The organism is Paraburkholderia sp. CNPSo 3272 (assembly GCF_024206495.1).
In the GTDB taxonomy this organism is placed as follows: domain Bacteria; phylum Pseudomonadota; class Gammaproteobacteria; order Burkholderiales; family Burkholderiaceae; genus Paraburkholderia.
The window spans coordinates 1-23421 of sequence record NZ_JAMBPQ010000011.1 but is presented as its reverse complement, the minus strand read 5'-3'; the positions used below and the strand labels follow the sequence as shown (position 1 = coordinate 23421).

The window sequence follows — 23421 nt, the reverse complement described above, 5'->3', positions numbered from 1 at the left end:
TCTGACCCTTCCTGTGATAGGCGGAAGCCGAAATGCCGAGGTCGTATTCGTCTATCCAAACTTGAACTGGATTCCGTGGCCACCCCTCGGGTACTCCCAAGAAAGGTTGTGGTGTTCCCTGCATAGAATGCGACAACTGCCGCACTCAAGGCAGCCGTCGGTAATTAGTGTCACGGCGCCGTTGTTCTCGTTCCGATAACAAGAAGCGGGGCAGACGAACGTACAGCTTTTATCGCTACATTCATTAATGCAGGTCTCGGGATTTTTTATTTGGACGTGTGGTCGGCCGACGTCAACGCGGTAACGGTTTTGGAATAGCTTCTCGTCGATGTTCACAGTAAGTCTGGTCATCGGAAGGCCCTCCAGAGTTTGTACGCGTCGCCCACCAAGCCTGTTAGTGAGCGACTTTTGCGGAAACTCGCCATGACCTCACCCTTCTTGGTCTGCTTGTCCACGCCGTCGACCGTAATCATTGTCCGAGCCGCTTTGGCGACGAGATCAGGATATGTGGTGAAAAAATGCGGATTGCGATGCAAGATCTTCGGCATGTCTCGGTACTTGAACAGGTCCTTCATCACGAAACTCTTGTCGAGCGCGGCCTTGTACCCGGAGAGGGCGCAAGCCCGATAGCTGTGGCCTCCGGTGGCTTTTGCGGCTATCGCGGTCTCCGCGGCGAGACGTCCTGTCGTCATGGCAAGATTAGAACCTTCGCGATGTGCGGAATTGACGAAGCCACCGGAATCGCCGACGATCATCCAGCCATTGCCGTACACTTCCGGGATTGCATTGAAGCCCCCTTCGGGGATCAGATGCGCACAGTACTCCTTCATTTCACCGCCGGCGATGAGCGGGGCGATGGACGGATGACGCTTCATTTTTTCGAGCAACACATACGGGCTTGTACGGTTCGAGTTGTTTTTGAAGTCGCTCAGCATACAGCCGACGCCGATTGTCAGCGACTCCTTGTTAGTGTACAAGAAGCCGGTTCCAGCCATGCCGTCGGTGATTCGGCCGACCATCTCAATGACAACGCCCTCGTAATCGGCAACGTTAAAACGCTGGCAAATTATTTCCTCAGGCATAAAGAGAATCTCCTTCACAGCCAGCGCGACATTGCCCGCCTTGATTTCGCCGTGAAAGCCTGCCTTACGCGCCAATGTCGAATTGACGCCGTCCGCGAGGACCACGATGTCCGCATAGACTTCGCCGTGTTCGCGGTCGCATTGCACACCGACAACCTGGTCTCCGTCCACAATCAGGCGATTTACCGTGGTCTCGCAGATCAGCAAAGCGCCTGCTTCACGTACTTTCGATGAAAACCACTTGTCGAACTGTGCCCGTATGATCGTGTAGCGGTTATATGGGGGATTGTTGTAGTCTTCGCTGCGCGCGTGCGTGCCGACAAACGAGGTATCGTCGAGCATCCACAGGCGCTGCTCGATGATGTGGCGCTCGAGAGGGGCATCGTCGTGGAAGTCTGGAATGATCTCTTCCAGTGCATTGGCGTAAAGGATCGCGCCCTGAACGTTTTTGCTTCCGGGATACTCGCCGCGTTCAATCTGAAGCACTTTCAGCCCGCCTTTCGCCATAACGTAGGCTGCGGCGTTGCCTGATGGTCCAGCTCCGACCACAATGGCATCGAATTTTGGGGAGGTTATCATGTTTGTTTTCCTTACGAGTCTAGCCGCTGCGGTGTCAGGTGCTGCTTAAAGGCCTGTGTTAGTTCTGGTAGTACGCGCATTGCGTCCCCCACAACCCCGTAGTGTGCGTAGTCAAAAATCGGGGCGTTTGGGTCGGTGTTGATTGCGACGATGACGTCAGAGCTTTCCATTCCGACCCGATGCTGGATCGCACCAGAGATTCCCGCGGCGATATAAAGCTTGGGCCTGACAGTTTTGCCGGTTTGTCCGATCTGGCGTTCGGCTCGGACCCAACCCGCCTGAACGCATGGGCGGCTGGCGCCGACTTCGCCACCGAGCACCTGCGCCAGCTCGAATAGCAGCTTGAAGTTCTCGCGATTCTTGAGTCCCTTGCCGCCGCTCACGATCACGTCCGCGTAGGCGAGGTTGATTTGATCGCTCGTTTCGTCGGGGATGAAGTCAAGCAATTTAGTTACTATATTGGCCTCGATCATCCCGAGCGTTTCCTGCACGATCTCGCCACTGCGGCCTTGCTGCGCCGGCGGCATGGACATGACTCGTGGGCGCACAGTCGCCATCTGAGGGCGAGATTCGAGCGTCATGATCGTACATAGCAGAGAGCCGCCGAAGGTCGGCCGCGTCGCAGCTAGTGCACGCGAGGCGGGATCGATATTCAACTCGGTGCAGTCGGCTGTAAGGCCAGTCAGAAGCCGTGTTGCGACAGAGCCCGCGAGATCTCGGCCCATTGAAGTCGCACCGAGCAACAGTATCTCGGGGCAATACTTGCTAACCAGATCTGACAGGCCTTTCGTGAACGGTTCATTGCGATAACCGCGCAACACCGGATCGTGGATGACATACGCTTTGTCCGCGCCCAGGGTGAACGCCTCAGCGGCAAACTGCTCGAGTGGCTCTTCAGTACTGCCGAGTACCGCTACAGCGACGTTGCTGCCTAGTTTGTCGGCGAGCTTGCGAGCCTCACCGATCAGTTCCCACGATACGCTGTGCGCTCGGCCACGGTCGTGCTCGATGAAGACCCACACGCCCCGATAGTCTTTCATACGGTCGGGAAGTTCCACGTTGCAGCCGTTAGCCTGTGCGATCGGCGCACCCGGTTTTTTTTTCCAAGCAACAAGCGAATTCATGCATTCCTCTCCGTGAGCCGCAGGTCCGCCTCCAGCGTCGGATGGCGAGTGAAGATCTTATGCACGAGTTGAGCCGCCGCGTCGTGGAGACTCGACTCGTCGAATTCGATCATCTCGGCATCTTCTTCACGCGGCGTTGCGCCGAACACCTTACGTACGACGGTATGTGAACCCTTCAGCCCGATCTTGCTGACGTCATCGATCCCGGCCTGCTCGCGGTTCCACTTGCGTACGGGGAAGCGAGCGGCATGGATTACTCTAGGCAGTGTTGCGAAACGCAGATCGTTCGTGTTTTCAAGCATCGTAACAAGGCACGGCAACGCAGTCTCGAGTACCTGAACGCCCCCTTCAGCACGGCGTTCGACCATGATCGTGCGTCTGACGAGGTCGATCTCGAGGATTCTCGACACGTAGGTAAGCAGTTGGATGCCCATGCGCGTCGCGATGCCCGGGCCGACCTGGGCTGTATCACCGTCGATCGTTTGTTTGCCCGTAAAGATCATATCCACTGAGCGTTCACTCGCGATCTGGCGTGTCGCGGCGGCCAACGCATAAGAAGTGGCGAGCGTGTCGGCGCCGGCGAACGACCGGTCGGTGATGAGCACGGCGTCGTCTGCACCGTAGCTGATGCATCTACGCAGTGCGTCCTCGGCCTGTGGTGGTCCCATAGAAAGTATCGTGACCCATGCGCCGAAGCGGTCTTTTAGCCGCAACGCTTCTTCTAGCGAGAAGAGATCGTAAGGGTTGACGATTGCCGGCACGCCTTGCCGCATGATGGTGTTGGTCACAGGGTGAACCCGAATCTGGGCAGAATCCGGTACTTGCTTGATGCAAACGACAATATGCATTGAGGCTCTCCTGATCAGAGGCCGCTGCGTGCCGACAGCAACGCGCACAGGCTTTTGAGGAAGACGACATGCCGGTCTGCGGCCTTCTAACGACTTTAAACACTCGTTGTTCAGGGGGCCTGGATACAACGAAGTCGTCGCAGGCCTTCCGCAGCAAGCCGTGATAGGTAAGCCGTCGCGGGGGCGGCGTGTCGTTCTGATATTTGATGTACCGAAGGAAGCGTTTCATGATGTGCAGGCGGTTCAACTTCACTATCCTTTCGTCGAGGGCAATGCAAAAGACTCGGAAATCCTCCATAGATGAAAGTGGACGAAGTTTCGAATAAGTTCTTCCATGGGTTTGCTCCTCCTAAGTCCGTTTTTCGCTATGAGCGGCCTTCAGGACGCTCTGACTAGCGTGCTCCGTGACTCACTTAAAAAGCGGCGGAGATCGATTGCGCTAGGCGGCTGCTTATGTTGCGTGGCGAAGGCGCGGATGCGCGGTAGCAGTAGCGGCACAAGCCGCTCCGATACCTTCAGGCCCAAAGCGTCATATGCGTCACGCACGCCTTGAGACCCAGAATGTTTGCCGAGCACCGTAGACCGTTGCCGGCCCACCTCTGCGGGATCGAATCCTGCGTAGGTTGCGACGTGTTTGGTAAGGCCGTCCGTGTGAATTCCCGCTTCGTGAGTAAAAACGCCTCTACCGACGATGCTTTTTCCAAAGGAGACGGCTCGGCCCGACGCATGTTCGACCAGCGACGAAATAGCGGGCAGCGCTTTAGTGTCGACCCCCGTATCTCGTCGCAGAAGATGACGTGCTCCCATCACGACTTCCTCTAGCGCCGCGTTGCCGGCTCGCTCGCCAAGACCGTTGACTGTGGTGCTGGCATGTGTTGCGCCTGCCGCAAGGGCCGCTAACGTGTTGGCTGTGGCCAGCCCGAGATCGTCGTGCGCATGGATTTCGATCTCGAGGTCCACGGCAACGCGCAGCGCCGCAATCGCGTGGTATGTCTCAAACGGATCCAGCACGCCAACCGTGTCTGCGAAACGCAAGCGCTGAACCCCGTGCTGCTGTGCGCATTGAGCCACTTCGATGACAAATGAAGGATCCGCGCGCGAGGCGTCTTCCATGCCGAGAGAAATCGTTGCGCGACTTCCGATTGCTATGTCGACAACTCGCGCAATTTGACTCAGAACCCACGTACGCGACTGCTGCAGCTTGTGGCGCAGATGAATATCCGAAACAGGGATGGAGAGGTGAACGATGTCGGCATTGCAACGCAATGCCGCCGCGAGGTCGCCTTCGGTGAGGCGTCCCCAAACGATTATACGGGAGTCGAGATTTAACCCGGCAATTTCCGCTATGCACGCCATTTCCTCGTCGCCCATTGCGGGAACCCCGACTTCGAGTTCCGGCACGCCGGCCTGAGACAGGGCGCTCGCGATCGCGCATTTTTCCTCGACGCGAAATGCAACACCTGCAGTCTGCTCACCATCGCGGAGCGTCGTATCATTAATAATTGGAACATGCATGTCAAGTCTCCCGAGAGATGTCGATAGCGCTGCAAACATCGTGCCAATGGGATGCTACGGCCGGAGTGCGGTTCTGTTTGACCCTGAAATGCGTCATGTCGGGAATCTGAGTACGTGGTGTGATAAGTCGCGTCGGGAATGTCCCATTCCCAACAGTGTCGCGCTTGAACCTGGCCGATCGGGTTATCGGCGCACGCAGAAGCGGTTGCTTTTATCGCGAGTAATTCAAATGAATAAGAACTGAGACACAGCGCCAGCGCAGCTGGACTACCCATGTGTCATGGCGACGGAGCACGGCGATGCTCTCGGCTTCAAGTATCGTCCGCTCGCACATCGTGCGTTTTCGCGTTGGCATGGATTTCGCTGTGAGCGATGGCACGCACACTGTTCATTGCGGAGAGATATCCATGCACGATTGCGCAAATGCCGGCGCTCTGATCTTGGCCGACGGCGCCAGAGTCACACACATCATGCCATCGGTGTCGGCCGCGGATCCAATTGCCCGATACGGCCGCTCTGATTCAAATGGCGCACCAGGCGGGTCAAGTTGCTGTTCGACCGACGCACCAGAAAACATCAGTGTGGAGGTGTGGGAAAAGGTTAGAGATCACCCGTGTTATTCGGAAGAAGCGCATCGCCATTATGCGCGCATGCATGTCGCAGTGGCGCCCGCCTGCAATATCCAATGCAACTACTGCAACCGAAAGTATGATTGTTCGAACGAGTCGCGGCCTGGTGTGGTATCAGAGAAGCTCACGCCGGATCAGGCCGTGAAAAAGGTGATGACCGTCGCCTCGAGGATTCCGCAATTGACTGTCGTCGGGATCGCGGGCCCGGGGGATGCACTGGCCAATCCGAACAAAACGTTCGACACCTTTCGTATGCTTCGCGAACTCACGCCGGACATTAAGCTATGTCTTTCGACGAACGGGCTTTCGCTGCCTGACTATGTCAACGAAATTTGCGATTACGGCATTGATCACGTGACGATCACTATCAACATGGTCGACCCTGTCATCGGCGAAAAGATCTATCCGTGGATCTTTTGGGATCACAGAAGAGTCACGGGTGAAGAGGCCGCGCGAATTCTGCACGAGCGTCAGATGCTAGGGCTCGACATGTTGAGCGCGCGTGGCGTACTTACGAAGATCAACTCGGTACTCATCCCTGGCATCAACGACGAGCACCTGGTCGAAGTGAATCATGAAGTAAAGAGGCGGGGGGCATTTTTGCACAACATCATGCCGCTGATCTCGGATCCTATGCACGGCACGTATTTCGGTGGCCGTGGCCAGCGCGAGCCTACCGCTGGCGAGTTGAAGGCCGTGCAGGACGCCTGCATGGGCGGCGCGGCCCTAATGCGCCATTGCCGGCAATGTCGTGCAGATGCCGTAGGCCTTCTGGGCGAAGACCGCCATCACGAGTTTTCGCTCGCAAGCATCGAACACCTGGACGCCGTGGACACGCTTGAGCTTGGCCGTACACGTCGACACCGCGTCGACGCCGAATGCGATGGAGAGTGCAAGATGAAACATAAGACACGAGGCTTGTCAGGAGCGACCCGGGTGCTAGGCGATGTCGAGGTGCGGATTGCCGTTGCGACGAAGGGAGGCGGGCTCGTCAACGCACATTTCGGCCATGTTTCCGAGTTCCAGATTTTCCAAGTCAGCGCCGCTGGAGCCCTGTTTGTCGCGCACCGCCGCGTGGGCGCTTATTGCCGCGGCGGCGATGGCGCTGAGGATGACTTGGTGCCGATCATACACGCGATCAACGATTGCCATGCTGTGCTGGTTGCAAAGATTGGCTTGTGTCCACGGAAGTCGCTATTAGAAGCGGGAATCGAACCCGTGGATATGTACGCCCACGAACCAATCGAAAAAGCCGCGCTTGCATGGCTCACCGACTATTGTGGCCGTCTCGCGACTGGCGAAATTGACCACACGGGCCGCAGCGACGCGGCAATACCACAGATCGGATTGACTAGGGTGGGCGAAGATGCCCCTGTTTGAGCGGCAGGTAGCGTAGTCGTCACGACGTGCTCGGTTACACAGGAAATCATCACAAGGAGTGCCTGGTATGGCCCTAAAGATCATTGCCTCCGCCTGCACTGGCTGCTCGGCGTGCGAGCCGCAATGCCCAAACGTCGCCATCATCGAGAAAGGCGGCGTCTTCGCAATCGATCCGCGGAAATGTACCGTGTGCGAAGGGCAATTCGAAAGTCCGCAATGCGTGGCAGCGTGCCCTGTGGACGGGTGCATCGTGCCGGCCTAGCGCTGCGGTTCCGCTGCTTTGCGCAGTGTTACCGACGATTATTCAATTCGACGATTTCTAAATCATGTTGCCAAATTTTGCAGTGACACCTGCCGCCGAAAAGTTCCTGCACCGTATCGTGCGCTTTTCCGGGCTGCCATCCGGTGCGGGCGTCCGTATTTGTGTGAGTACCGGCGGTTGCTCCGGATACGAAGCCGAACTTAGCGCCGTCGCCGATGCGCAGCCCGGTGATGAGACTACGGAGATCAATGGACTGCGGATTTTCTTGTCGGCAGAAAGTCGGCTGTTGCTGGACGGCTTTACCGTCGACTTCGTCGAAACACAAGACAGGTGTGGTCTTGCATTCAACAACGGCAATCAAGCATTTGGCGTCGCCGCGCGCGATGGCGCAGGCAAGTCGAGCGTCTCTCGCATCGACGCGAGTGCGATCGGGCGCGGACTTAACTCATTGCCGCGGGAGGTGTCATGAAGCGTGCATCCCTGTATTTAAATGAGCTGGGCGTGAGGGACGTTGAGAGCGACGATGCAGTCGAACTCGCTTTTCCACCGCGGTTCGCCGTTGGCGAGCGAGTGATTTCACGCGCCGTGATTCGTAACGACGGTACATACAACGGTAAGGCTATGGGGGAACTGCTCGTGAGCCAAGGCGATGCCGGTTATGTCAGCGCAATCGGCACGTTTCTGCAGCGGTTCTACGTCTATGCGGTTCACTTTTTCGAAGGAGACCGCCGTGTCGGAATGCGCGCGAAGGAGCTCTGCACGCTCGACCGCCTGCCGCAGGACGTGCTCGCACAACTGGGGAGGCGCGCCGACGCGCTTCGCTGGATCGGTTCGTGGCACGCCGATATGGAGAAGGAGAACTGCGTGCAGATGCCGACGCTAAGCGCCGAGCGTATTAGTGAGCCGCTCGATGATGGTGGACTCCCTTAACTCAGCCTGTTTGTGTGGGATAAGGCGGCATCGTACTGCGCACGTGCGGCATATCCGCCGGTTGTCGCAGCCATACGTCCGGCGGGAATCGCTTAACCAACCCGGGAGATATAAACGTGAAGGTCACGATCCGAAAGGATGACAATGGCGTATTCAGGGCTTATGTTCCGAAGAAGGATCTCGAGGAGCCAATCGTCTCCATCGATGGAGCGCAGCTGTGGGGTGCACGTATTACGCTTGCTAACGGCTGGCAGTTTCAGTTGCCCGAACTTGCGAACGACACCACGCTTCCGGTAACTGTCGAGGCGCGGCGCGTGTCAGGTGGGTGCGAATGACATGGGCCTTACTGTGGAACAGATTCATGCGATAACTGAGCTGGTTTGTACCGAACCGACGCTGCTGGAAGCCGCGGTAATTTGGCGAAAGCGCTATCCCGAGGTGCGCATCATTCGGATCACCGCGGTCGAGCTAAGCGATGAGAAGCCCTTCCTCGAGTTCCGTGGTCGCCGGGTCTATCTAGCGACATGGACAGGCATTTGCATTAACGTGACCACGGACGCAGCGAAAGCGGATCTGCTAATACTGGCAGAGGAGGCGTTTTACGATGGCGACTGAAGAAATCGCACGCGAGCTGGCCTACCGGACCACGACGATCCAGGTTGTTTTCGCGGGCTTTCGAGTCGTTAGAGGATGCCGTTGTCGCGGTGACTCGACGCTTGGCAGCTCGATGGCCCTGCGTGTGCTGGGCATTGGGACGGGTGACGCAATTACCAGCGCACCCTGCACGCCCCATCCCATAGACTGCACGTTGAATTACCGTGGCCGGCTTAGGGCCTTGCCTGTATTTGCCGATATCAACCTGACTCGACGTGAAGAGGACGGTGCAGAATATCGGTAAGCGGACGTACGCAATTAGTCAGTGACGGCGAACGCTTGGCCTACGAATTACAATACCTGTTTTGGGTGACAGGAAGGTGGTTTGAGCGTCGGTGTCGAGCGGTTCTCGTGTGCAGTTTAAGGCTGGCACCGGGTGAGCTCTCCGCCTCGTTCGGCATCGCGCACATAGAAGGCCTCGATGAACCAATTGCCAAACGCAACATGTGGAAACCTCGCTAGCGCGAAGCCTCGGGACGTCAGGCGGTGCTATGCATCATAGAACAATACTAATCGCGCGCTCTATGCCGTCTTCATCTGCACTGTGTTCCGCCCGGGCCACCAACGAAGGTGTATCGGGTCCACCAACTCGGATCGTGGTTATCGGCGGGAATATTACCGCCATCTCCGTTGCTGAATGGCCCGGCCGCGTGGTAGCAACTCGATTGTCCCCACAAGTGCGGATCATCCCAGGCCTTGTAGTAGTAGAGGTTGCGCTGATAAGCTGCATGGCCATATAGTTGACTCTCCCAATTACCACTACCCGCGCCTGGCCAAGACGTAAGCCCAGTTGTTTCTGTTCCAAACCCAATCGACGTCGCGTTATGACTGTTCTGTCCGCTTTGATAGAGCTCCGCGGGGTAGTAACCAATCGCGACGCCGTTACGAAAGAGCCACCAGTTCCCGTGTGCGTAGCGACGATTTCGGCACTGAACTCGTGCTGTTGACCGCCGGGAAAACTGACGTCAACTAACGCGCCCCCGAGCACCGCTTTCTCCGAAATCTGCACGAAACCCGCGGCTGTTGTTCCGGCATCCGGTGTTCGCGTAGTTATCGGCGGTGCTGTATATGAAGAAGTGCGGCAGATTGTCCGCAAACATGGAAGGAGAGACTACCCAGCCGGTCTCTTCTGACTGAAGAGGGTTTGCACCGCAGGCTCTGTCTCCACCAAGGATCCAGATCTGGGACAAACTGAAATACTGACCCGCTGCAGCATCCACTTTCGGATTCCGGACATTGAATGTGACGTTGCCTCCGAGGTTCTCCACGTTTTGCACGAATGTCGCATATTTGTGTGCATAAGAATCCGCGAGAGTAATTGACTCGCGATAAAGGGTGCGCTCGCGGATTCGCTGCCTGACGGGAGCCTAGATACTATGGAGGGGCCGCGGAAGTAAGCCTCCTTGAGTAAAACGAGGATTCCGACACCCGTTTTCCGAGAGGAGTACGCAAATGAATGCGCCTCGCACAGCCCCTCACGGGCAAGATACAACCATCACCGGATCGCTGTATGTCGCCTTTGAACTGGGTGACAGGAGCTGGAAGCTTTCGCTGGGCGATGGGGTGCGCGCGCAGAGCCGCTGCACGGTGGCCGCCGGCGAGACGGCCGCAGTCTTCACGGCGATTTCTAAGGCCAAAGCGCGCTTTCATCTGGCCACTGATGTCCTGGTGCGCAGCTGTTATGAAGCCGGGCGTGACGGCTTCTGGCTGCACCGCTGCCTGGAAGCACATCAGATCACGAACATGGTGGTGGATTCAGCCAGTATCGAAGTGAACCGGCGCAGACGTCGCGCCAAGACCGACCGTCTCGACAGCGACACGCTGCTGTCAATGCTGATGCGCTACTACGGCGGTGAGCGCCGCGTTTGGGCGGTCGCACGTATCCCCACCCCCGAACAGGAAGATGAGCGGCGAGTACACCGTGAACTCGATCGCCTGCGCCAGGAGCGCACTGCCCACAGCAACCGCATCCGCTCGCTGCTGGTACTCCACAACCTGCGGCCCGAGCGAATCGGTGGCCGCGCGTGGGCGCACTGGTAGGCGCAGCACACCGCGCAGCTGTTGCCAGCCCTGCGCGCGGAGATCGAACGGCTGTTGCTCGCTGCCAGGCAGATCAGGGCGCTCGAGGTACAGCAGCAGCGCGAGGTGCGCAGCGGTGCGCAACCCGCGATTGCACAGCTCGCGCGCCTTGCGGGTATCGGAACCGGCAGTGCCTGGGTCCTGATCAGGGAACTGTTCGGTTGGCGGCAGTTTCACAACCGCCGTGAAGTGGCCGGCTGCCTGGGCCTGGCCCCGACGCCCTATGCCAGCGGCACCAGTGAAGTTGAGCAGGGCATCAGCAAGATCGGCAACAAGCGAGCCCGATGGCTGATGGTGGAACTGGCGTGGAGCTGGTTGCGCTTCCAGCGCAGCAGCCAGCTAAGCTGCTGGTTCAACGAGCGCTTTGCCGGCGGCGGCAAGCGCGTGCGACGCATCGGTATTGTGGCGCTTGCGAGACGTCTCGTGATCGCGCTATGGCGCTATCTGGAATTCGGCGAGATTCCCCTCGGGGCAACCCTCAAGCCCCCTGCGAAGAAGGTGACAGCGACCTGAGTAGCCAACGTCGAGCGGCAACAGCGTTTGAAGGTTCGGCGCGCCCGGACAGTGAGAGGGTTACCTTCGCAGGTAACCGTAGTTCTAGATGGGGCGCGTCTGTAATGGGGTGGTTCCAGCGCCTTGCACATGCGGTATGTGGTGCCTGGTCTAGTGCCAGCACGGATAGAAGTTGGTCCGGTCAAGTGTCCGGACTTCAGACACCCCGACCTCACTACTGTTCTCGCTTGATATGGAGGATTGCAGAACATCTGAATCGAGCAGGTTATCCACCGCCGGCCAGCGTCCTGGTCGTAACAGGCGACCCGCCGGCCGGCCGTGGATAACCTGTCACGCTCTCGAATGGGAGATAACTGACGGAAAATTGGATCGCGAAAGGGCTTGACTTCTATTGCCCCATAGAAGTGTCACTGTGTCATAAAACTAGTTGCGCGCTCGATTGTTGTACAGGAAGAGTGGCATCGTTGCATGAGCCTTTGACCGAGTAGGATACGCAACGTAGCAATGGAATCAGGAACGTGGCGTTGAGCGCGCTGGACTGCCCCGGGGGATGTAATCCGGGGGAAGGACAGGCAGCGCGCGTTCAAGGAAGTTTTTTTACCACGTCCATCTGATTGCATTCTTAGTCGTTGAGCCATCAGAAACCCATACGAAGCGATACTCAGTGTGGCGTGATGGTGAAAGCCACGCCAGCCTCGCCCTTCATAGTGACCGAGCCCGAACTCCTGTTTCAGGTCCTGATAGTCGCGCTCGATGCGCCAACGCATCTTGGTCACGAACACAAGCTGCTCGAGGGTCGCCTCCTCGGGTGCAGTAGTGAGAAAATATTTGAGCGACTTCGTATCGCCATCAGGCCATTCAATAAGCAGCCATTCTTCGTCGCGAACGGCACTTCGCCAAGTGTCGCGATGTGCGGGACGAACCCGCACGGCGGCAAAGCGTAAGGAAAGTGCCGCGTTGCTGCCTTCCCGCCAGGTTACGGTCTGCCAGACGTCCACGGGTAATTGCATGACCAGCTCCTTCACCACAATCGGCTCGTGGCCGGGCGCACGGCGCAGCAATGCCGGTGGCTTGCCGCGCCCGCTCCAGGGCTTGGGTGGAAGCGGCGCAGTACCAGGTGCCCAAACAGAGGTGCCCGGCCGGATCCCTACCGCATACAACAAACCCAGTTCAATTACGCTTTCACGGAAAGCGGTTTCGTCGCCGTACCCGGCATCGGCGAGCACAATGCCCGGCACAACGCCGGATGCTATAGCCTCTCGAAGTTGGGCCAGCGCAATCTGTGGCTTGGTCTCGAAGGCGAGATCGTCAGGAATGCCCGCGCGACGCGCTCGTTCCCGGTCGTCAATCCATTCCTTGGGGAGATACAGCTGCCAGGCAATCGGCAGGCTGCCGCGTTGCGTCGCGATCGACAGGCTCACGGCGATCCGGCAGTTATCCTGTTTGGCCAATTGCCCACAATATTGCCGCGCTACGCCGACCGAATGCTTGTCTTTCTTCGGGAAGCATGTGTCGTCAATAATCCAGTAATAGCCAGCCTCTTCAGCAGTGTGCAGGCCCAAGGCGGGCATCACCCATTCGCGCACCCGATGCAGAACCGCCCGGTCAGACCATTCTGCCTTGGCCACAAAATGGTGGAGTGACTGGTGTTTCGCGCTCGCGTGAAGGGGAGCAATATGCGCAGCCATTGGCTCGACGCTCTTGCGTGACAACGGCATTGCCAGGCCCGAACAGTAACCCTTGAGGCCGGCATGGCGATCGGCGTGCCCCAACGCCTGCGCTAGATGATTCAGATACGCGTCAAATTCGTCGACGTCTTCTCTCATCACGGTCGCCCAAAGTTTGTATTATTCAATACTACCAGGTATCACTTTGCTGAAAACGTCTTTTGGTGACACAGTAGTACCAGTCATCGGTGGAGGCGCCTTTCTGTGATATGCAGCTACTGTCGTAAATCGACTAAGCTCTTCCAATGTGACTCTATTCAAGGGGACGCTGCCCGTACCACAGCCTCCCATATTCACACCATTTTGCAACTGTTCAGACGACCCTATCGATCGGCTGGATAGGTCACGGTTGAGGTTTGTCGCTGACGCTAACTGTGGAGGTGTCGCGATTTGGCTTATTTGATATCTCCGGACAACAGGTTGCTCCATCACCGGAACGCAGTCATAGGTTTGGTCGTTCGCAAGAAAACTCTTTGACACGTGTACTCCATTGTAACGTTCAATAATCGCTTGGCGCATCCCTTCGAAAGCAGACGGATCATTGACTTTGTATTTACGCGATATTGGGGGTTGATGATCTGACCCAAGAAACGCCCCTGATTCGGGCCAAGAGCGACCAATAAAATCCTGAGCGGCCGCAGCTCTCGTGTCAGCCATGAATCTGTCAAATGATTCAATATGGGAATCCACGCGCTGCGCGTATGCGGGCATTGTCCATGTCAATATCCCGGACAAACACACAGAAGACACATACTGAATTGTGTTTGCAAGTCTACCGAGTTGTTTGTCGTTGCCGGGACTTACAGCGGGGAATTCTTGTATGCTGAGGTAAATAGACCGAGTCGACATATAATTTTCCTTGGAGTTAGCTTTTTTGCAAGGCAGATATGGAATTGCAGGCGCCAGCTCCTTGGGAGCGCTTCAAGGTCGATGCAATAATTGTACGCGCTCAGCCGCGGAATAATTGCTCAAATGCCCTTCACGAGCGGCCTGGCGGCGTGCTGCCGTAATGAGTGCCTTGTTGCGTGGAGGGGCGGACGGTGCGCTGACCTCCTTATCCAGCGCATTACCGCTGCAACGCGGACAGGACGCCAACGAATTGGCGCGTACGAGTGTCTCGAACCGTAAATTGCAGTTGCGGCATACATAGTCGTAAAGAGGCATGAGACGTTTTCCTCAATGCGCAAGGTTGTGCGACGGAGCATCATTGGCGAAACGCGACGATTCGCGCATGGCGTTTTTGAGTCGGTCTACCGTTAGCAGCAGCTGTAGTCCAAAATCCGTGGCCATGTCGAAAGCAGTTCGCCCATCTGGCGCGACCAAGCTGTCACTCGCACCAAGGGATATTAGCAACCACATGACGTCGACTCTGCCGCTGGCTGCTGCCTGCATCAGGCATGTGACGTCGTGCGCATTGGCATGATCCACATTAAGACCGGCACTGACCAACAGTAGAATCGGCTCGGGCGTTCCGTATAGACATGCGTACCATAGCGCATCGTTTCCGTCGTCGTCGAGCGCACGGACGGGTGCACCTTCGTCGAGCAACGCGGCGACGATACGGTATTCCCCATGCATCGCTGCGAGCATCAGCGGCGTTATGCCGTCAACGCTGCAGGAATGGGCATCCGGAAAGTCGTGCGCCGACAGCCATCTAGCGACTGACGAACGTGCACGAGTTTGCAGACCTTCATCAGCGTGCGGGAGGCTTTGACCGTTCCCTTTTCGACGGGCGGCAGCATCGATTAGCAATGCCATGGAAATTCTCCAGTTAGATTGCGTGAGCATTGTGATAGCTTGTGTGCATGGGGGCGTCCTCATGAGGAGGCGCCGTGGCGAAACACAACTTAAACCGGTCTGTTTTCGTTAGGATCACGGACTGGACCCATCAGTTCGAGTCCCTGCGCGTAACTGATGGGATCGAAACACAAGTCGAACTTCGACCCTGCGTCGGCGACCGCATCGAGTTTTCCCGCAGTGTCCATTTTCTTCAGCTCTGCCTTATCGAGATACAGGAGTTCAAGTGTTTCGTTGTAGACCGTCGATTCCACGATCGGCAAGACATAGAATACTGCGCCCTGATAGTGCGCCTGATAGCGACTCGAAAGATCGATGTTGTCGCAGAACAGAAAGTACTTTCCGTTTGGCGAGAGGGCGTCTCCCAACACTTCGGCGACGTCTTTCAGATGTTCGAAACTCAATAGCCACCCCGCAAAAAATAAGAGATGCGGGTCGCCGAGGTCGGCCACTGCCGTGACCTGCTCGCAAGACAGCTCAGGCGGGCGGGCTTCGTCAGCGAGTTGCGGTCCGAAGCGCAGCGCGAGTTCGCCGCGAAAACCGATGCGCCGAGGCGTACTGGTGGGGCCCTTGAACACTGCATTGAGTAAACGGCCCTCGAGCTGCAAGCGGGCGAAAACAGTCTGGTCAAGTTCCTTGTCGATAGTCATATCGTTCATTAGGTTTTCCTCTCAAGTTTGTATAGCTTGTGAAATGGCAGTGACAGTTCGTATTTGGTCAAGAAGCACGGAGTTTCGTACGCAACTTCCGTACCACCAATCCCTCTCTTAGTGGCCCACTGCCATTGACCGAGGCGGGCCGAATCAAATCTGGTTTGCGACAACAACGCACGGTTTGTCAGGAAGCCGACGCTGCGGACGTCGGTAGGCGCCATGCCGGCACGCTTGCTGAAAGCGCGATTTGCAATGCATTTCAACGACTCTGGAGCGTTGGCATAGAAACTGCTCTACAGCGATTCGCGCGGACACCATCCGGCCGATGCGTGACTCCACAGAAGAAGATCATATGGACACTGCACGCTGAGCGCATGATCGCGGCTTTGCAGCCTTGATTGGCAACCTTGGTTTAATCCTTCTATCTCAATGGAGTACCACGATGGCTCAACTTCGGCAGATCGCTTTCTACGGAAAGGGCGGGATTGGAAAATCGACCACGTCGCAAAACACGCTCGCGGCGCTCAGCGACCTCGAGCAAAAGATCCTCATTGTCGGCTGCGATCCGAAGGCAGACTCGACACGGCTGATACTGCATGCGAAGGCGCAGGACACAATTCTCTCTCTCGCGGCGGAGGCCGGCTCTGTGGAGGACCTCGAACTCGAGGATGTCATGAAGATTGGCTACAAAGACATACGCTGTGTGGAGTCGGGAGGTCCTGAGCCAGGTGTCGGCTGCGCGGGTCGCGGGGTGATTACATCGATTAATTTCCTGGAGGAGAATGGCGCCTACGACGGAGTGGATTACGTCTCATACGATGTGCTGGGCGACGTGGTGTGCGGAGGCTTTGCAATGCCAATTCGCGAGAACAAGGCACAGGAGATTTATATCGTGATGTCAGGCGAGATGATGGCTATGTACGCTGCAAACAATATCTCAAAAGGGATTCTCAAGTATGCCAACAGCGGTGGTGTGCGTTTGGGCGGCCTCATTTGCAACGAGCGCAAGACCGACAAGGAACTCGAGCTTGCGGAATCGCTCGCAGCGATGCTCGGCACACGTCTGATCCACTTCGTGCCGCGCGACAACATCGTGCAGCATGCGGAGCTACGCCGCATGACGGTGATCGAGTACGCGCCAGAGAGTGCACAGGCCGCCCAGTATCGCGCGCTTGCAGAGAAGGTGCATAACAACGCCGGCAATGGCGTGATCCCAACGCCGATCACGATGGACGAACTCGAAGATCTCCTGATGGAAAAAGGAATCATGGTGCAGGTCGATGAGTCGAAAGTTGGCAAGACAGCGGCTGAACCGACCGCCTGACGGCTGCGGGGATGACGGTTGCCGTGCGGCGTACGGCAACCGATTCCGGCAATCATATTTCTCCACTTATGGATATGCAATGACCGAAACGGTTGAACAACGTAAGGCAGCTAACAAGGCTCTCATTGATGAAGTGCTGCGAGCTTACCCCGAAAAGATGGCCAAGCGACGGGCCAAGCATTTGGGCACTTTCGAGCAGGGCAGGCCAGACTGTGGGGTGAAGTCCAACATAAAGTCGCTGCCTGGTGTGATGACGATTCGCGGCTGCGCATATGCCGGTTCGAAGGGCGTGGTCTGGGGACCGATCAAGGACATGATTCACGTCAGTCACGGACCGGTCGGCTGCGGCCAGTATTCGTGGGGTTCGCGCCGCAATTATTATGTCGGAACAACCGGAGTCGATACGTTTGTCACGATGCAGTTCACTTCTGACTTTCAGGAGAAGGACATCGTGTTCGGTGGCGACAAGAAACTCGACAAAATCGTCGATGAGATTCAGGAGCTGTTTCCGCTCAACCGAGGCATATCGGTTCAAACCGAATGCCCGATCGGTCTAATCGGCGATGACATCGAGGCGGTCTCGAAGAAGAAGAGCGCCCAGTATGGCGGGCACACAATCGTACCCGTACGCTGCGAGGGATTTCGCGGCGTATCGCAGTCGCTTGGGCATCATCTCGCGAACGATGCGATTCGCGATTGCGTGTTCGACCGGGTCGATCCGAATAACCATTCCGCGCTCGAGTCAACTCCGTACGACGTTGCGATCATCGGTGACTACAATATCGCTGGCGACGCGTGGTCAAGCCGCATTCTCCTTGAGGAGATGGGTTTGCGCGTTATTGCGCAGTGGTCGGGCGATGGTACGCTCGCTGAACTGGAGAATACGCCGCGCTCAAAGCTTAACCTGCTCCACTGCTACCGGTCGATGAATTACATCAGCCGGCATATGGAAGAGAAGTATGGTGTTCCTTGGCTGGAATACAACTTTTTCGGTCCTACCATGATTGAACGGAGCCTGAGAGAGATCGCGAGCCGATTTGACGACACGATCAAGACCAATGCCGAGAAGGTGATCGCCAAATACCGCCCGCTGATGGATGCGGTGATCGCGAGATATAAACCACGCCTCGAGGGTAAAAAAGTGATGCTCTTTGTAGGCGGCCTTCGCCCGCGCCACGTCATCGGGGCATACGAAGACCTCGGCATGGAAGTCGTCGGCACCGGCTACGAGTTTGCCCACAACGATGACTATCAGCGCACTACACATCACATTCACGACGGCACGCTAATTTACGACGACGTGACCGGATACGAATTCGAGCAATTCGTCGAACGCATGCGGCCGGACCTCGTCGGTTCAGGAATCAAGGAAAAGTACGTCTTTCAGAAGATGGGTGTTCCGTTTCGCCAGATGCACAGTTGGGATTATTCAGGACCGTACCACGGCTACGACGGATTCGCGATCTTTGCGCGCGACATGGACATGGCAATTTCGAGTCCTGTCTGGACTCTTTCCAAGGCGCCGTGGAAAAAAGCAGCGTGAGCTAGGCGGGCCGTTGGCGATACGGCCGTGTCGCCGGAAGGCTCTTCAGGAAATCGATTCAGGAGCGAGTCATGCCCCAATCAAGCGACAACATTCTCGATCACGAGCTGCTCTTTCGCGAGCCGGAATATCAGGCGCTTTTGCGCAACAAGAAGCAAAATTTTGAGTTCAACCATTCTGATGAGGCAGTGAGGGAGGTTGCCGAATGGACAAAGACTGAAGACTACAAGCAGAAAAACTTCGCGCGCGACTCGCTAACCATCAATCCAGCGAAGGCGTGCCAGCCTCTTGGGGCGGTATTCGTGGCAAACGGCTTTCATAAAACACTGCCGTTCGTGCACGGCTCTCAGGGCTGCGTGGCCTATTATCGCTCACACTTTTCGCGGCACTTCAAGGAACCGACGTCGTGCGTGAGTTCGTCAATGACCGAAGACGCGGCGGTCTTCGGGGGCCTCAATAATATGATCGACGGTCTGGCGAATGCATACAACCTTTATAAGCCCGAGATGATCGCCGTATCGACGACCTGTATGGCAGAGGTCATCGGTGACGACCTCGATGCATTCATCAAGAATAGTAAGCAGAAGGGGAGCGTTCCGCAAGGCTACGATGTGCCGTTCGCTCATACGCCCGCGTTTGTCGGCAGTCACGTGACGGGTTACGACAATGCTCTACTGGGCATTCTCAAACACTTCTGGGACGGCAAGGCCGGTACCGCGACACCACTCATACGTGTGCAGGACGAGAGCGTAAACTTTATCGGTGGCTTTGACGGTTTCGTGGTGGGCAACATCAAGGAGGTTCGACGTATCTTCGATCTGTTCGGCGTGAGCGTCAACATCATCTGCGATCCTTCCGACACATGGAATACACCGACGGATGGCGAATTCCGCATGTACGATGGTGGGACCACGAAGGAAGAAGTTGAACGTGCACTGAATGCGAAAGCAACGTTCATTTTCCAGGGGTATTGCTGCGAAAAGACGGCGAAGTTTATCGCGGAACATGGCCAAGAGGTAATTGTGCTTAATTCGCCAGTCGGCGTTGCTGGTACCGACCATTTCCTCATGGAGATATCACGTGTCACGGGCCAACCGATTCCACCTAAACTGGAAAGGGAGCGGGGGCAACTCGTTGATGCAATCGCGGACAGTCAGGCTATTCTCCATGGCAAACGCTATGCACTCTACGGCGATCCCGATCAGATGCTAGGTTACACGCAATTCCTGCTCGAGCTCGGTGCAGAGCCGGTGCATGTTGTGTCGACAAACGGTAACGACGGCTGGGCAGAGAAGGTCAAGGCGTTGTTGGACGCGTCGCCGTACGGTGCGGGATGCAACGCCCATCCGAAGCGCGATCTCTGGCATCTGCGCTCGCTGCTATTTACCGAACCAGTCGATTTCCTGATCGGCAACACTCATGGGAAGTACCTGGAGCGTGATACGGGGACACCGCTAGTGCGACTCGTGTTTCCTATTTTTGACCGGCACCACTATCACCGTTTTCCGACGTGGGGGTATGAGGGAGGATTGCGCGTTCTATTAGCACTACTGGACGAATTCTTCGAAAAGCTCGACGCGAGTACGGTCGATATTGCGAAGACTGATTACAGTTATGACATTGTTCGCTGATGGCAGAATGGTTGTTGCCTAGGCTTGGTTTGCCCAGCCCCTCGACGTGGGCCATCGTGCGCGGCCGCTCGGCAGAGTGCGGTCCGCACGACTTTTTGACTAAGGGCTGTTTACATTCGATGAAATGTGTTTACATCTTGTCTTTTGCGCGAGCGGGCCAAGATGATTCGAACGTTATTGAGCGATGAAGTATGGGCCCGAATCGAATCCGTCTTGCCGGGCAAAGAAGGCGATCCAGGGCGAACGGCGACCGACAATCGTTGGTTTGTCGAAGCTGTCCTCTGGATCGGCCGGACCGGCTTCCCGTGGCGCGATTTGCCGAAGGCGTTCGGCCGATGGCATACGGTGTACATGCGTTTCTCCAGGTGGCGTCGCAAGGGTGTGTGGGAACGCGTGATCCTCGCCGTGGCCGACGAAACCGAGATCAAGCATGTGTTGATCGATTCGACCATCGTGCGCGCACACCAGCATTCGTCCGGAGCTCAAAAAAAACGGTCCGCAAGCGCTCGGTCGCTCGCGAGGTGGACTGACCACCAAGTTGCACCTGGCCGTCGATGACGCCGGACGCCCCCTGCGGTTGATTGCCACCGAGGGACAAGTTTCCGATATTTCGTGCGCGAATGAACTGGTTGAGCATTTGCGCACCGGTGCGGTCATCGCTGACAAGGGCTACGACTCGAACGCCTTTATGGAGAGTATCCGCACTACGCGTGCGAAGGCCGTAATCCCGCCGCGTTCGAACCGCAAGACCAAGCGTCGCTATAGCCGTGTGCTGTATCGGACCCGGAACATCGTCGAACGCTTTTTCAGTCGTATCAAACATTTTCGTCGTGTCGCCACTCGCGACGACAAACTCGCAGGGAACTATCTCGCCTTCGCTTCGCTTGCCTGTGCCTTTGGACCGCTGATGAGAATGTGAACAGAACCTAGTTTTCCACAGCACCCAGGTATGGCCGCGCTCCGTCGTCCGATTCGCATCTATCCTCTAAAAGCCCCTGCTCGAAGTTGCAAATCTCGATGAATTAACTCGATGCAATTAGAGAAGGCAGCGGCAGTAAGCCCGACTGGTGTAAAGGAGGATTCGCACACTCATCTTCTCCGAGGAGCACGCAAATGGACGCGTCGGACACATCCCTCCGAGGGAGAATACGACGCTAGGTGGCCGCCTGCACATGGCATTTGAACTGGGCGAGAAGACTGGAAGCTCTCACTGGGTGATGGACGGCGAGCCGCTGGCCATGCGTGATGTGATCGCAGAACTCAGGAGCTACGTATGCAAGGCATAGCCGCTGCCTCGAGTAAACTGCTGGAACAGGGCGAGCTTGAACAGTCAACGGGGCGGCGGTCGCTTGAGCAGTTGCTTGCCGCTGAGAGCGTTGATCGGGCCGTGCGCGTGGTCAACCACCAGATGTGGTTGGCGAAGTTCCCGGTGGATCGCGATCTGGGTGGGTTCGACTGCGACGGCTCGCCAGTTTATCGCAAGCCCGGTATGCGTCGATCCAGCGCAGTTGCGACTCGTGCTCCGCAGGCTGATGCCAGCATGATTGCTCGCCCAGCGGTACTCACATATGGCTGGCAACGGGTGTTAGTACTACTGTGTCAGAAAAAGCATCTGCAGCGAAACGATACCTGGTAGTATTGAATAATACATATTTCGGGCGATCGTGCTGAGAGAAGATGTCGATGAATTTGACGAGTATCTGAATCATCTGGCGCAGGCGTTAGGGCACGCCGATCGCCATGCCGGCCTCAAGGGTTACTGTTCGGGCTTGGTGATGCCATTGTCACGCAAGAGCGTCGAGCCGATGGCCGCGCATATTGACCCACTTCACGCGAGTGCGAAACATCAGTCACTCCACCATTTTGTGGCCAAGGCAGAATGGTCTGACCGGGCGGTCCTGCAGCGGGTACGAGAATGGGTGATGCCCGCGTTAGGCCTGCACGCTGCTGAAGAGACTGGCTATTACTGGATTATTGACGACACGGGCTTCCCGAAGAAAGGCAAGCATTCGGTCGGCGTAGCGCGGCAATACTGCGGGCAATTGGGCAAACAGGATAACTGCCAGATCGCCGTGAGCCTGTCGATCGCGACGCAACGCGGCAGCCTGCCAATTGCCTGGCAGCTGTATGTCCCCAAGGAATGGATTGAAGACCGGGAGCGAGCGCGTCGTGCGGGCATCCCCGACGATCTCGCCTTCGAAACCAAGCCACAGATTGCGCTGGCCCAACTCCGCGAGGCTGTCGCATCCGGTATTGGACCGGGCATTGTGCTCGCCGATGCCGGGTACGGCGACGAAACCGCTTTTCGGGAAGGCGTAACTGAACTGGGTTTGTTGTATGCGGTAGGGATCCGGCCGGGCACCTCTGTATGGGCACACGGTACGGCGCCGCTTCCGCCCAAGCCCTGGAGCGGGCGCTACAAACCCCCGACATTGTTACGCCGCGCGCCCGGCCATGAACCGCTCGCAGTGAAGGAACTGGCTATGCAACTGCCCGCAAACGCCTGGCAGACCGTAACCTGGCGGGAAGGTAGCAACGCAGCACTTTCCTCACGCTTTGCCGCCGTGCGGGTCCGTCCCGCACATCGCGACAATTGGCGAAGTACCGTTCGCGACGAAGAATGGCTGCTCATTGAATGGCCTGCTGGCGATACGGAGCCGCTCAAATACTTTCTCACTACGGCCCCCGAAGAGGCGACCCTCGAGCAGCTCGTGTTCGTGACCAAAATGCGCTGGCGCATCGAGCGCGACTATCAGGACCTGAAGCAGGAGTTCGGGCTCGGTCATTATGAAGGACGAGGCTGGCGTGGCTTTCACCATCACGCCACACTGAGTATCGCTGCGTATGGGTTTCTGATGGCTCAACGACTCAGAATGCAATCAGGTGGACATGGTAAAAAAAACTGCCTCTTTTGAAATCCGAGTGGGCGGTTTGGCGGGTCAAGGGCGGGCGTGAGCCCGGCGCAGGGAACCCTTGAGGGGCTTTGAATCGACAAGCTGGCGCATGGCTGGTTGCGGCAGAATGCTGCAATCAGACATGCGGGACGATGCGAGTGACGAATCAACTCTTTGAAGCCGCCTTGGGAATCAAGGCACCGTGGTACGTGCAAGGTGTCGACTTTGATACGGCCAAACGACAACTCACGATTGCC

20 protein-coding genes and 5 pseudogenes are annotated in these 23421 nt (G+C 56.9%); 14 read left to right on the top strand and 11 right to left on the bottom strand.

Annotation, left to right across the window (positions count from 1 at the left end; translation table 11 throughout):
- Nucleotides 1-51: 51 nt before the first annotated feature.
- The 6 genes and pseudogenes from M3I53_RS15760 to nifV all read right to left on the bottom strand — a co-directional run bounded on the left by M3I53_RS15760 (nucleotide 52) and on the right by nifV (nucleotide 5148).
- The gene (locus tag M3I53_RS15760) at nucleotides 52-351 is read right to left on the bottom strand and encodes a ferredoxin family protein (RefSeq protein WP_133189656.1); all 300 of its coding nucleotides are present in this window, start codon (nucleotides 349-351) and stop codon (nucleotides 52-54) included.
- Nucleotides 348-1661 (bottom strand): FAD-dependent monooxygenase, encoded by a 1314-nt coding sequence (locus M3I53_RS15755; protein WP_254316851.1) that lies wholly within the window; start codon nucleotides 1659-1661, stop codon nucleotides 348-350. Before M3I53_RS15755 ends, M3I53_RS15760 begins: the two co-directional genes overlap by 4 nt.
- 11 nt (nucleotides 1662-1672) lie before the next feature.
- Entirely contained in the window at nucleotides 1673-2785 is a 1113-nt protein-coding gene (locus M3I53_RS15750) for an electron transfer flavoprotein subunit alpha/FixB family protein (protein ID WP_254316850.1), read from the bottom strand.
- Entirely contained in the window at nucleotides 2782-3633 is an 852-nt protein-coding gene (locus M3I53_RS15745; RefSeq protein WP_133189650.1) for an electron transfer flavoprotein subunit beta/FixA family protein, read from the bottom strand. Before M3I53_RS15745 ends, M3I53_RS15750 begins: the two co-directional genes overlap by 4 nt.
- A gap of 85 nt (nucleotides 3634-3718) precedes the next feature.
- A pseudogene (locus M3I53_RS38635) lies at nucleotides 3719-3946 on the bottom strand (nitrogenase-stabilizing/protective protein NifW); the annotation flags it as partial.
- A gap of 65 nt (nucleotides 3947-4011) precedes the next feature.
- Nucleotides 4012-5148: a homocitrate synthase gene (gene nifV, locus M3I53_RS15740; RefSeq protein ID WP_254316849.1), complete on the bottom strand. Its 1137-nt coding sequence runs from the start codon at nucleotides 5146-5148 to the stop codon at nucleotides 4012-4014.
- Nucleotides 5149-5555: 407 nt separating this feature from the next.
- Here nifV and nifB point away from each other — a divergent pair, with 407 nt between their 5' ends.
- The 6 genes from nifB to M3I53_RS15710 all read left to right on the top strand — a co-directional run bounded on the left by nifB (nucleotide 5556) and on the right by M3I53_RS15710 (nucleotide 8964).
- A complete protein-coding gene (gene nifB, locus M3I53_RS15735) occupies nucleotides 5556-7157 on the top strand; it encodes a nitrogenase cofactor biosynthesis protein NifB (protein ID WP_375542536.1) in 1602 nt (533 codons plus the stop codon).
- Nucleotides 7158-7224: 67 nt separating this feature from the next.
- Entirely contained in the window at nucleotides 7225-7419 is a 195-nt protein-coding gene (locus tag M3I53_RS15730; RefSeq protein ID WP_133189644.1) for a 4Fe-4S binding protein, read from the top strand.
- 64 nt (nucleotides 7420-7483) lie between these two features.
- Nucleotides 7484-7888, top strand: a complete 405-nt coding sequence (locus tag M3I53_RS15725) for an iron-sulfur cluster assembly accessory protein (protein WP_254316847.1) — start codon at nucleotides 7484-7486, stop codon at nucleotides 7886-7888.
- Nucleotides 7885-8349: a nitrogen fixation protein NifZ gene (locus M3I53_RS15720; RefSeq protein ID WP_133189642.1), complete on the top strand. Its 465-nt coding sequence runs from the start codon at nucleotides 7885-7887 to the stop codon at nucleotides 8347-8349. The genes M3I53_RS15725 and M3I53_RS15720 overlap by 4 nt, the downstream gene beginning before the upstream one ends.
- A 116-nt stretch (nucleotides 8350-8465) precedes the next feature.
- Nucleotides 8466-8684: a putative nitrogen fixation protein NifT gene (gene nifT / locus M3I53_RS15715; protein WP_133189640.1), complete on the top strand. Its 219-nt coding sequence runs from the start codon at nucleotides 8466-8468 to the stop codon at nucleotides 8682-8684.
- A 13-nt stretch (nucleotides 8685-8697) separates the two neighbouring features.
- The gene (locus M3I53_RS15710) at nucleotides 8698-8964 is read left to right on the top strand and encodes a hypothetical protein (RefSeq protein WP_254316846.1); all 267 of its coding nucleotides are present in this window, start codon (nucleotides 8698-8700) and stop codon (nucleotides 8962-8964) included.
- Between the two features lie 572 nt (nucleotides 8965-9536).
- On the opposite strand, the pseudogene M3I53_RS38630 reads toward M3I53_RS15710, so the two are convergent.
- Nucleotides 9537-10223, bottom strand: a pseudogene (locus M3I53_RS38630) (neprosin family prolyl endopeptidase).
- A gap of 232 nt (nucleotides 10224-10455) precedes the next feature.
- Between M3I53_RS38630 and M3I53_RS15705 the strand changes: the two are divergent.
- Both M3I53_RS15705 and M3I53_RS15700 read left to right on the top strand, forming a co-directional pair.
- Nucleotides 10456-11043: a hypothetical protein gene (locus M3I53_RS15705; RefSeq protein WP_254316845.1), complete on the top strand. Its 588-nt coding sequence runs from the start codon at nucleotides 10456-10458 to the stop codon at nucleotides 11041-11043.
- A gap of 21 nt (nucleotides 11044-11064) precedes the next feature.
- Nucleotides 11065-11595 carry a transposase gene (locus M3I53_RS15700; RefSeq protein ID WP_254316844.1) on the top strand — a complete coding sequence of 177 codons (531 nt, stop codon included), beginning with the start codon at nucleotides 11065-11067 and terminating at the stop codon, nucleotides 11593-11595.
- Nucleotides 11596-12105: 510 nt separating this feature from the next.
- Here the strand turns inward: M3I53_RS15700 and M3I53_RS15695 are convergent.
- From M3I53_RS15695 to M3I53_RS15680, 4 genes and pseudogenes are all read right to left on the bottom strand, one after another.
- Nucleotides 12106-13421 (bottom strand): annotated as a pseudogene (locus M3I53_RS15695) (IS701 family transposase).
- Nucleotides 13422-14243: 822 nt separating this feature from the next.
- Entirely contained in the window at nucleotides 14244-14486 is a 243-nt protein-coding gene (locus tag M3I53_RS15690) for a zinc ribbon domain-containing protein (protein WP_254316843.1), read from the bottom strand.
- Nucleotides 14487-14498: 12 nt separating this feature from the next.
- Nucleotides 14499-15080 (bottom strand): ankyrin repeat domain-containing protein, encoded by a 582-nt coding sequence (locus tag M3I53_RS15685; protein WP_254316842.1) that lies wholly within the window; start codon nucleotides 15078-15080, stop codon nucleotides 14499-14501.
- A gap of 89 nt (nucleotides 15081-15169) precedes the next feature.
- On the bottom strand, nucleotides 15170-15778 hold the full coding sequence (locus tag M3I53_RS15680) for a hypothetical protein (protein ID WP_254316841.1): 609 nt from the start codon (nucleotides 15776-15778) through the stop codon (nucleotides 15170-15172).
- Nucleotides 15779-16214: 436 nt separating this feature from the next.
- Here M3I53_RS15680 and nifH point away from each other — a divergent pair, with 436 nt between their 5' ends.
- The 6 genes and pseudogenes from nifH to M3I53_RS15650 all read left to right on the top strand — a co-directional run bounded on the left by nifH (nucleotide 16215) and on the right by M3I53_RS15650 (nucleotide 23185).
- Nucleotides 16215-17096 (top strand): nitrogenase iron protein, encoded by an 882-nt coding sequence (gene nifH / locus M3I53_RS15675; RefSeq protein ID WP_254316840.1) that lies wholly within the window; start codon nucleotides 16215-16217, stop codon nucleotides 17094-17096.
- 79 nt (nucleotides 17097-17175) lie between these two features.
- On the top strand, nucleotides 17176-18639 hold the full coding sequence (gene nifD, locus M3I53_RS15670) for a nitrogenase molybdenum-iron protein alpha chain (RefSeq protein ID WP_254316839.1): 1464 nt from the start codon (nucleotides 17176-17178) through the stop codon (nucleotides 18637-18639).
- Between the two features lie 71 nt (nucleotides 18640-18710).
- Nucleotides 18711-20270 carry a nitrogenase molybdenum-iron protein subunit beta gene (gene nifK / locus M3I53_RS15665; protein ID WP_254316838.1) on the top strand — a complete coding sequence of 520 codons (1560 nt, stop codon included), beginning with the start codon at nucleotides 18711-18713 and terminating at the stop codon, nucleotides 20268-20270.
- 162 nt (nucleotides 20271-20432) lie between these two features.
- Nucleotides 20433-21189 (top strand): annotated as a pseudogene (locus M3I53_RS15660) (IS5 family transposase).
- A 351-nt stretch (nucleotides 21190-21540) separates the two neighbouring features.
- A pseudogene (locus M3I53_RS15655) lies at nucleotides 21541-21906 on the top strand (ATP-binding protein); the annotation flags it as partial.
- Nucleotides 21907-21937: 31 nt separating this feature from the next.
- Nucleotides 21938-23185: an IS701 family transposase gene (locus M3I53_RS15650; RefSeq protein WP_254316997.1), complete on the top strand. Its 1248-nt coding sequence runs from the start codon at nucleotides 21938-21940 to the stop codon at nucleotides 23183-23185.
- The last annotated feature ends 236 nt before the right edge of the window (nucleotides 23186-23421 follow it).

Coding starts and splice junctions, on each gene's coding strand:
- M3I53_RS15730 (WP_133189644.1), top strand. CDS start 7,225: ATGGCCCTAAAGATCATTGCCTCCGCCTGCACTGGCTGCTCGGCGTGC.
- M3I53_RS15760 (WP_133189656.1), bottom strand. CDS start 351: ATGACCAGACTTACTGTGAACATCGACGAGAAGCTATTCCAAAACCGT.
- nifK (WP_254316838.1), top strand. CDS start 18,711: ATGCCCCAATCAAGCGACAACATTCTCGATCACGAGCTGCTCTTTCGC.
- nifB (WP_375542536.1), top strand. CDS start 5,556: ATGCACGATTGCGCAAATGCCGGCGCTCTGATCTTGGCCGACGGCGCC.
- M3I53_RS15680 (WP_254316841.1), bottom strand. CDS start 15,778: ATGAACGATATGACTATCGACAAGGAACTTGACCAGACTGTTTTCGCC.
- M3I53_RS15745 (WP_133189650.1), bottom strand. CDS start 3,633: ATGCATATTGTCGTTTGCATCAAGCAAGTACCGGATTCTGCCCAGATT.
- M3I53_RS15755 (WP_254316851.1), bottom strand. CDS start 1,661: ATGATAACCTCCCCAAAATTCGATGCCATTGTGGTCGGAGCTGGACCA.
- M3I53_RS15725 (WP_254316847.1), top strand. CDS start 7,484: ATGTTGCCAAATTTTGCAGTGACACCTGCCGCCGAAAAGTTCCTGCAC.
- M3I53_RS15750 (WP_254316850.1), bottom strand. CDS start 2,785: ATGAATTCGCTTGTTGCTTGGAAAAAAAAACCGGGTGCGCCGATCGCA.
- M3I53_RS15720 (WP_133189642.1), top strand. CDS start 7,885: ATGAAGCGTGCATCCCTGTATTTAAATGAGCTGGGCGTGAGGGACGTT.
- nifV (WP_254316849.1), bottom strand. CDS start 5,148: ATGCATGTTCCAATTATTAATGATACGACGCTCCGCGATGGTGAGCAG.
- M3I53_RS15690 (WP_254316843.1), bottom strand. CDS start 14,486: ATGCCTCTTTACGACTATGTATGCCGCAACTGCAATTTACGGTTCGAG.
- M3I53_RS15705 (WP_254316845.1), top strand. CDS start 10,456: ATGAATGCGCCTCGCACAGCCCCTCACGGGCAAGATACAACCATCACC.
- M3I53_RS15685 (WP_254316842.1), bottom strand. CDS start 15,080: ATGGCATTGCTAATCGATGCTGCCGCCCGTCGAAAAGGGAACGGTCAA.
- nifH (WP_254316840.1), top strand. CDS start 16,215: ATGGCTCAACTTCGGCAGATCGCTTTCTACGGAAAGGGCGGGATTGGA.
- nifD (WP_254316839.1), top strand. CDS start 17,176: ATGACCGAAACGGTTGAACAACGTAAGGCAGCTAACAAGGCTCTCATT.